The following is a 6,490-nucleotide window of genomic DNA, read 5'->3' as shown; positions in this document are numbered from 1 at the left end:
ACAATTTTGGACCATTTTGTTTACCTGCCATGATATATATTTATGAATAGTGTTTCCTTTTTCCTTTTATACTTATAGTTTTTTAGTTTTAGTTGGTTTTAATTAGTTGTGCTTGTGCAAATACATAAATGCAAGTACAGCTAAAGATGTTTTTATAAAAAACTTCTTAGAAAAGCTTTGGGAGATACTTGATAAGGCAGTTACCTATAAAGATTTCAAAAGTTTTTTACAAGAAATCACCCAAAGAGAATTCAAAGTAATTCCTTCTTATACGGTAATTAAAGAAGAAGGCCCTGAACATGAGAAGATTTTTACCGTTGAGTGTAGAGTAAAAGAATTAAGAACAGTTTCTACCGGTAAGTCTAAAAAAAGCGCAGAACAACAGGCAGCAAAAGAAATGCTCAAAGTCTTAGGAGTAATAAATGATGATAAATAACATAAAAATTTTGCTTGCTTCTTCTTCTCCAAGGAGGAGAGAAATTCTCTCGATGGTTGGATTCGATTTTAGGGTTGTTAAAGCTAAAACAGAAGAAGTAATCCTTCATTTTCCGGTAGAGACAGCAGTTGAAAATGCAAAAAGAAAGGTTTTAAGTGTCAAAGAAGATTTAAAAAAAAATGAAGTAGGACTTGCTGCCGATACTATAGTAGTTCTTGATGGGAAAATTTTGGGAAAGCCAAAGAATGAAGAAGAAGCAGTTAAATTTTTGAAACTTCTTTCTGGAAGGTGGCATACAGTTTATACTGGATTTGCGATTCTTTTTCCAAATGGAAAGCTTTTAGCATCTTTTGAGGAAAGTAAAGTTAAATTTAAAAGACTTACAACTTCTGAAATAGAGTGGTATGTCTCAACAAAAGAACCTCTTGATAAAGCAGGTGCTTACGGAATTCAGGGAATAGGGGCAATTTTTATAGAAAGAATAGAAGGAGATTTCTTTAATGTTATGGGTTTACCAATAAGTAGAATTTACGATATACTTTCTTTAGAATTACAAAATGGAGGATAAAATGGATTTGGGGGTAGTTACTCTCGGAGTAGCTGTTAGTTTTGGTGTTCTTGGTATGATAATAGGTTTTTTTATTGGTAAGTTCTCCTGTAAAGGACAAGAAAATAAAGACGATTCTGCTGAGTTAAAACTTATGCTTGAAAAGAAATTGTCAAACTTTTCTACTAAGTTACAGAGTTTACAAAGTGAAGTTAAAAATCTGCTTTCTCAGATTACAGAAAATAGTATAGCTCAGGTAAAAAGCGAAATAGAAAAATTTATAAGCGAAATTGAAAGCCTAAAAAGTGAACTCCAGAAGGTAGGTCTTTCACCGGGAAGTTTGCTAGCATTTGAGAAAGCTCTCGAATCCTTAAGGAGTTTGGAGATCTCTTTACCAAACATAGATAAATCGATCTTAACAAAGATTAACGATAACCTCACAATCGTTAGAGCTGATCTTCAGGCTTTAGCTATGAAAAAGGAAAAAGAGAAAACTAAACCTTCTGCACCTCAACCCCAGAAAGCACCACTTGAAGTAGAGTTTTTGATAGATTCCGTAGATTCTGCAATAAGGTTAGCTAAAGAGCTAAATGCAAGGGCTGTGAAAGATGAACTTCTTGCACTGGCGTCTCTTCTAAAAGAAAAAGATAAGGATGAGTTCTTGAAAGATCTTGATAAGCAAGCAATTACTTCTAAAGAGCTTGTTGTTGTTCTTACAGGTATAAAAAAAGAACTAGAAGGGGTTAAGAGATGAAAGTGCTTTTTGCTGATGACAAGAAAAACTGGCACATGTTAATCGATATGGTGCTTGGAAGAAGAAACTTTGATGTGGAACACTCCTATACTGTAAGTGAAACTATAAGTAAGGTTTCTTCTGAAAGTCCAAATGTTTTAATCCTTGACGTTTCTTTGCAAGATGGAACAGCGTATGACGTTATATCTCAGGTGCAAGGGAAAGTTCCTATAGTAGTTATAGGTTATGATAAAGAGGAGTTTGATGAAGCTAAAATATCTTCTCTAGGGGCTATTCCTCTAAAGAAGCCTTTCACAGTAGATGAACTTCTGTCTGCTGTGGAAAAAGCAATGTCACAACCTCAAGTTACTCCTAGCGTTTCTAGTACTTCTATTACTCCAGTAGAGCCTGAAACAGCTGCCATTTCTATTGAACCTGCTGAGACCTTTTCAACTCAGGCGTTAGAAATACAACCAGTAGATCCTGAGCCTACTCAACTTCAACCTCAACCAGTAGATCTTCAGCCAGTAGAGATTGAGTCATCAGAACCACAATCAATCCCTACTATAGAACCCGCATCTCAGGAGACACCTTCTTTAGAACCTACTGTGGAACCTGTTTCAAGTGTGGAACCTTCTTTACCTCAAGAAATTCCTCAAGTTGAGCCTCAAGCTGTTTCTCAGCCTCAGCAAATAGAACCTCAAGCATCTCTTGACTTTCAGCAGGCACAGCAAGTTCAACCACAGCCTGAACCCCAACCTCAATCCCAGCCTCAAACTGACTTGCAGCCAAAGGATTCTGTTCCTGTTAAAAATGAAATATCAACTTCAGCTTCAGTGCTAAACATAAGTGAAGACGAAGTTAGATCTAAAGTAGAAGAAGTTATTCGTGAAATCGTTTGGGAGGTTGTTCCTGAAATTGCAGAAAAAGTCATAAGAGAGGAAATAGAAAAGCTAATAAAGAGTAGGTTGGCTTAATGTTTAGAGTTGGCATAGGTTATGACGTCCATAGGTTAGAGGAAGGTTGTAAACTCATTATTGGCGGGGTAGAGATTCCCTTTGAAAAGGGACTTAAAGGGCATTCTGATGCTGATGTTCTTGTCCATGCAATATGTGATGCTATTTTAGGGGCATTGGCTTTAGGAGATATAGGAGAACACTTTCCAGATACAGATGAGAAGTTCAAAGGAATTTCCAGTTTGATTCTTTTAAAGGAAGTAAATGAAAAGGCTAAAAGTTTAGGTTTTCAGGTTGCAAATGTTGATTCTGTAGTAGTAGCCCAAAGGCCTAAACTTTCTCCTTACAAGGAGAAGATGAGAGAAAATATAGCAGACGTTTTAAATATCCCAGTTGACAATGTTTCGGTGAAGGCAACAACTACAGAAAAATTGGGATTTGAAGGGCGAGGAGAAGGTATCTCAGCAAAAGCTGTTGTTCTCTTAAGAAAGGTGGAGGGTTAACTTATGGTAATGGACGTAATGGAAATTATGAAGATAATTCCTCACAGGTACCCATTTCTCCTTGTAGATAAAATTATTGAGTTTGAACCAAAAAAGAGAATAGTTGGAATTAAAAACGTAACTATGAATGAGCCCTTCTTTCAAGGGCATTTTCCGGGACATCCAATAATGCCGGGAGTTCTTCTTGTTGAGGCAATGGCTCAAGTCGGTTGTGTTCTTATGTTTAAATCTTTTGACATAGATCCTGAAGAGTACGTCATCTACTTTATGGGAATAGATAAAGCCCGTTTTAGAAAGCCTGTAAGACCCGGAGATACTGTAAAGTTTGTTTTAGAACCTACTACCATTAAGAAAAAACTTTCTAAAATGCTTGGAAAAGCTTTTGTTGGAGAAGATTTGGTTTGTGAAGCAGAAATTATGGCAATGATTGCGAGGAAGTAATGGTCAAGATCCATCCTACTGCCGTTGTTGAGAAAGGAGCAGAACTTGACGAAGGGGTAGTTGTTGAAGCCTTTTCATATATAGGAAGCAATGTAAAAATTGGGAAAAACACTGTTGTAAAACAAGGAGCAGTAATAGAGGGTGATACAACAATAGGAGAAGAATGTCTTATCTTTGGAGCTACTATAGGTGTAGAACCGCAGGATCTTAAGTATAGAGGGGAACCTTCAAAAGTAATTATTGGTAATAGAGTGAAAATAAGGGAATATGTAACTATTCACCGTGGAACGGAAGGCGGTGGAATGGTTACAAAGATAGGAGACAACGTTCTATTAATGGCCTATTCCCATGTTGCCCACGATTGCCATATAGGGAACAATGTTATTGTCGCTAATGGGGTTCAGCTTGCAGGGCATGTAATAGTTGAAGATTTTGCCATAATTGGTGGATTGACTGGTGTCCATCAGTTTGTAAGAATTGGAAAGCATGCTATGATAGGCGGAGCTTCTGCGGTTCATAGAGACGTTCCACCGTTTACTTTAGCTTCCGGTAATAGAGCAAAGCTTGAAGGAATAAACATAGTGGGTCTGAAAAGGAGAGGTTTCTCAAAAGAGGAAATAAAAGCTTTATCTAAAGCCTTTGATACTATCTTTAAGGGAGAATTACCGTTCCGAGTTTCTTTGAAGGAAGTGGAAGAAAAGTTTGGAGAATACCTTTGCGTTAAGGAACTACTTGAGTTCATAAAGACGAGTAAGAGAGGAATTTGCATAGCTTGAAGCTGACAAAAGAAACCGTTTTAAACAAACTCGTCTTTCTTGGTACCGCAGGTGCCCGTTATGTAGCTTTTGGTTTTCAGAGACAAGCAGGAGGACTTTGGTTTAATTTTGATGGATTGAATATTCACGTTGATCCCGGCCCTGGAGCTTTTATCCATTCTCACAAGAAGGGGTTAGAGCCCCACTGGGTAGATGTAGTTATTCTTTCCCACAGGCACTTAGACCACTGTGCGGATGTTAACCATATTTTGGAATCTATGACCCTTGGGGGAAAGAAAAAAAGAGGAATCCTCTTCTGTCCCAAAGATGCTGTAGATGAAGATCCGGTTGTTCTTCAATTTACTCGAGGAAATATAGAGAAAACGGTAGTAATAAAAGAAGGATTGACTTATGAGTTGAGTGAAAAGTTAAAAGTTTTATTTCCTATTCGAAACGTTCACGGAGTTGAAACTTATGGAGTTATTTTCTTGTGGAAAAAGAAGATAGCTTACATCTCAGATACAGCATACTTTGATGAACTTCTAAAAGAATACAAAATTGCTGAAAATTTGTTAATCCTTAACGTTACGATGAAGGATCCAAATCCAAAGATACCTCACCTATCAGCTGTTGATGCAGAAAGGATTATAGGAGAAATAAAGCCAAAGGTTGCTATTCTTACTCACTTTGGGAGAACTATGCTTGATGGAAAGTCTTGGGAAGTTGCTTTTGATATAGCAAGAAAAACGAACGTAAATGTTATAGCAGCTCACGATAACATGGTTTTCGACCTTGAGAAGTTAGAGATTGTAAAACAAAGGTAAAACTTTTGGAGGAAAAATGGAAAATAGAGAAAAACTTATGAAAGAGCTTACCTCTTCTGTAAAGGATGATTTAAAAAACTATTTTCTAGATAGAGATTACGGAGTAATTGCTGTTCCTAAGAAAGATGCTTTAAGAACTCTTGTTGTAAGAACAACCAATCTTTGTGAAATTGCAAGGTTAAAACACAAGACCTCTCCAATTGCTACTGCAGTTTTAGGAAGAGCGTTAACAGGAGTAATACTTCTTACTTCTTTACTTAAACATGGAACCGAACAAAGGATTCTTTTAAGGATAGAAGGGAATGGGCCAATAGGTCTTGTTGTAGCTGAAGCAAACGCTAAAGGTGAAGTAAGAGGTTTTGTCCAAAATCCTGATGTTCCAACCTTCGTAAAAGAAGTAGATGGAAAGAAAAAATTTGACATTGCAAAAGCTGTTGGAAGTGGAACTTTAACTGTTGTAAAAGATTTTGGATTTGGAACTCCATATGAGAGTACCGTTCCCTTGGTTTCTGGAGAAATAGCAGAAGATATTGCTTACTATCTTTTAAAATCTGAACAGATTCCAAGTGCTGTTTCTATAGGTGTTCTTGTTGGAGAAACAGGAAAAGTAGAAGCAGCTGGAGGTTTTTTAGTTCAGCCACTTCCGGGAGCTACAGAAAAAGCAATAGAAACATTGGAGAAAAACGTAAAGAAGATACCTCCTGTGAGCTCCTTAATAAAGGAAGGTAAAAGGCCTGAAGATATTGTGGAAATGCTTTTTGAAGGTTTTACTCCAAACCTTCTTGCTCTAAAAGAGCTTTCGTTCAAGTGTAAATGTTCCAAAGAAGTAGCAGAAGGAGGAATTCTGGCATTTCCTGAAAGTGAAATAGAAGAACTTATAAAGGAAGGTGGAGTAAGTATCAAGTGTAATTTCTGTAGTGAAGAGTACTTTTTCTCAAAAGAAGAACTTCAAAAACTTTTAGAGGAGAAAAGGAAGAAAGATCAATGAATCTACGAAAAATTTTTTCCTTTTTTCTTCTGTATTTGTTTCTTTCCTGCACATGTTAGGGCTTATGATATAAACGAAAATGTTATATGGAGAATAAGTTTTTTCGCATTTCTTTTTACAGAACTTAAGCTAAATCTACTAAAGGCAGACTACTTTGCTTTTGACTTTGGCACTTCCAGAGAGAAGATTATCTTTTATAGACTGACTTTGGGTTACAATTATAAAAAATATTATGTTATGAACAAGGAAGTTAATCTTTCCCTTTCTTTTTCCTATCCTAAGTGGAATAACCGCCTAAACTATTCGG

General features: G+C 36.6%; 9 protein-coding genes. All 9 read left to right on the top strand.

All coding sequences use genetic code 11. The features are described 5' to 3' along the window. The first annotated feature begins 106 nt into the window (after positions 1 to 106). From ABGX27_08415 to hslO, 9 genes are read left to right on the top strand one after another with little or no spacing between them, the layout of a single operon-like run. Complete coding sequence (locus ABGX27_08415; protein MEO2069510.1) at positions 107 to 436, top strand: putative dsRNA-binding protein; 330 nt, start codon at positions 107 to 109, stop codon at positions 434 to 436. Between the two features lies 1 nt (position 437). Next, on the top strand, positions 438 to 1,004 hold the full coding sequence (locus ABGX27_08410) for a Maf family protein (protein MEO2069509.1): 567 nt from the start codon (positions 438 to 440) through the stop codon (positions 1,002 to 1,004). Between the two features lies 1 nt (position 1,005). Next, positions 1,006 to 1,737 carry a hypothetical protein gene (locus ABGX27_08405; GenBank protein ID MEO2069508.1) on the top strand — a complete coding sequence of 244 codons (732 nt, stop codon included), beginning with the start codon at positions 1,006 to 1,008 and terminating at the stop codon, positions 1,735 to 1,737. Next, the gene (locus tag ABGX27_08400) at positions 1,734 to 2,693 is read left to right on the top strand and encodes a response regulator (protein MEO2069507.1); all 960 of its coding nucleotides are present in this window, start codon (positions 1,734 to 1,736) and stop codon (positions 2,691 to 2,693) included. The genes ABGX27_08405 and ABGX27_08400 overlap by 4 nt, the downstream gene beginning before the upstream one ends. Then, entirely contained in the window at positions 2,693 to 3,175 is a 483-nt protein-coding gene (gene ispF, locus ABGX27_08395; protein MEO2069506.1) for a 2-C-methyl-D-erythritol 2,4-cyclodiphosphate synthase, read from the top strand. Before ABGX27_08400 ends, ispF begins: the two co-directional genes overlap by 1 nt. A gap of 3 nt (positions 3,176 to 3,178) precedes the next feature. Beyond that, the gene (gene fabZ, locus ABGX27_08390) at positions 3,179 to 3,616 is read left to right on the top strand and encodes a 3-hydroxyacyl-ACP dehydratase FabZ (GenBank protein MEO2069505.1); all 438 of its coding nucleotides are present in this window, start codon (positions 3,179 to 3,181) and stop codon (positions 3,614 to 3,616) included. Further along, a complete protein-coding gene (lpxA, locus tag ABGX27_08385; GenBank protein ID MEO2069504.1) occupies positions 3,616 to 4,392 on the top strand; it encodes an acyl-ACP--UDP-N-acetylglucosamine O-acyltransferase in 777 nt (258 codons plus the stop codon). Before fabZ ends, lpxA begins: the two co-directional genes overlap by 1 nt. After that, on the top strand, positions 4,389 to 5,195 hold the full coding sequence (locus ABGX27_08380) for an MBL fold metallo-hydrolase (GenBank protein ID MEO2069503.1): 807 nt from the start codon (positions 4,389 to 4,391) through the stop codon (positions 5,193 to 5,195). Before lpxA ends, ABGX27_08380 begins: the two co-directional genes overlap by 4 nt. A 16-nt stretch (positions 5,196 to 5,211) precedes the next feature. Next, a complete protein-coding gene (gene hslO / locus ABGX27_08375; protein MEO2069502.1) occupies positions 5,212 to 6,183 on the top strand; it encodes an Hsp33 family molecular chaperone HslO in 972 nt (323 codons plus the stop codon). Positions 6,184 to 6,490 lie beyond the last annotated feature (307 nt).

The sequence above is a fragment of the Desulfurobacteriaceae bacterium genome (assembly GCA_039832905.1).
Classification (GTDB): domain Bacteria; phylum Aquificota; class Aquificia; order Desulfurobacteriales; family Desulfurobacteriaceae; genus Desulfurobacterium.
This window is presented reverse-complemented; position numbering and strand designations above follow the sequence as displayed.

What these genes read in the sequence shown, in the direction of transcription:
- ABGX27_08405 (MEO2069508.1), top strand. Translation starts at nt 1,006, where the DNA reads ATGGATTTGGGGGTAGTTACTCTCGGAGTAGCTGTTAGTTTTGGTGTT.
- ABGX27_08400 (MEO2069507.1), top strand. Translation starts at nt 1,734, where the DNA reads ATGAAAGTGCTTTTTGCTGATGACAAGAAAAACTGGCACATGTTAATC.
- ispF (MEO2069506.1), top strand. Translation starts at nt 2,693, where the DNA reads ATGTTTAGAGTTGGCATAGGTTATGACGTCCATAGGTTAGAGGAAGGT.
- fabZ (MEO2069505.1), top strand. Translation starts at nt 3,179, where the DNA reads ATGGTAATGGACGTAATGGAAATTATGAAGATAATTCCTCACAGGTAC.
- lpxA (MEO2069504.1), top strand. Translation starts at nt 3,616, where the DNA reads ATGGTCAAGATCCATCCTACTGCCGTTGTTGAGAAAGGAGCAGAACTT.
- hslO (MEO2069502.1), top strand. Translation starts at nt 5,212, where the DNA reads ATGGAAAATAGAGAAAAACTTATGAAAGAGCTTACCTCTTCTGTAAAG.